Genomic DNA, 1,236 nt, shown 5'->3' on the forward strand with positions numbered 1-1,236 from the left:
CCTTGGGTTCAAATCGTCAAGGCAACACCGGCGTGTTCGGCTTCAATCGGGGTGCGGTAGCCTAAACATTTCCGGGGCCGGGTGTTGAGTTCATGGGCGATCTGATCCAGGTCAGCTTGCGAGTACTTGCTCAGGTTAGTTTTCTTCGGTAGGTATTGGCGGATCAGCCCGTTGGTGTTTTCGTTAGTACCACGCTGCCAGGGGCTGAGTGGATCAGCAAAGAACACCTCTACACCGGTGGCCTGGGTGATGGTCTGGTGGTCGGCGAGTTCCATGCCGCGGTCCCAGGTCAGGGTCTTGACCTCGACTGATGATTGCTGGGTTCTGCGCTGGCTCAGCGCCGTGGTCAGGTGCTGTGCACTGCGATCAGCGAGCTGCACCAAATCGACTTTCCGACTGGCTCGATCCACGAGGGTGGCAATCTGGGAGCTGGTGCCGCCAATGATCAAATCGCCCTCCCAATGCCCCAGCATGGTCCGATCCTCGGCTTCGGCTGGCCGGTCATGAATGGAGCGGGCGTTTTTGATTTGGGACCGCCATTGACCCCGGGTGGAATAGTGCTTGCCGTGCCGAATCGGGCGATTGCGGCGCAAACACCGGTGAATATGATGCGGCAGGATCTTGCGGACCTTGTGCAAGTACACGGTCCGATAAATGGCCTCATGACTGATGTGCATCCGCGCATTGTTGGGGTAGTCCAAGCGCAGTCTGCCCGCGATCTGTTCCGGTGACCAGTAACGCTGCAATCGTGCGCTGACGTAGTTCGTCAGCACTGGGTTCTTTTGGAGTTTCAGCCGCTGCGGCCGGGACCGCTTGCGGGTGGCGCGATCATGGGCATCGATGGCCCGATACCGCTTGGGACCCTTATTCTTAGCAATTTCTCGGCTGATCGTCGAAGGTGCTCTGCCCAGTTCCGCAGCAATAGTCCGGATGGATTTGTCGGCGGCCAAACCGCGTGAGATTTCCTCGCGCTCAACCAGGCTCAATGCGCCCGGCGGCGGGGTGGGCTCTGGGAACCAGATCCCACCCCGGGGCCGTAAGATCGAAAACACGGATCCAGGCGGCACGCCAACGGTTTCAGAGATCTCCGTAAAGGAGTGTCCTTGTTTCCATAGTTCCCAGACTCGGCGGCGTTCGGTCTCCGGCAGTCCAGGTCGTCCTAGTTTCGCCATATTCCACCTCTACCAGAAGTTGACTAGGGGTGTTGCACTGACGGTTTGAGTCTAGAGCGGCCTT

The 1,236-nt window shown here is 58.8% G+C and carries 1 protein-coding gene; it reads right to left on the reverse strand.

Translation table 11 applies throughout. The annotated features are described in order from the left end of the window. Nucleotides 1-8: 8 nt before the first annotated feature. Nucleotides 9-1,172 (reverse strand): IS30 family transposase, encoded by a 1,164-nt coding sequence (locus DCC24_RS11885; protein ID WP_146206337.1) that lies wholly within the window; start codon nucleotides 1,170-1,172, stop codon nucleotides 9-11. Nucleotides 1,173-1,236: the final 64 nt, after the last annotated feature.

The sequence above is a fragment of the Auritidibacter sp. NML100628 genome, from assembly GCF_003185985.1.
Lineage (GTDB): Bacteria > Actinomycetota > Actinomycetes > Actinomycetales > Micrococcaceae > Auritidibacter > Auritidibacter ignavus.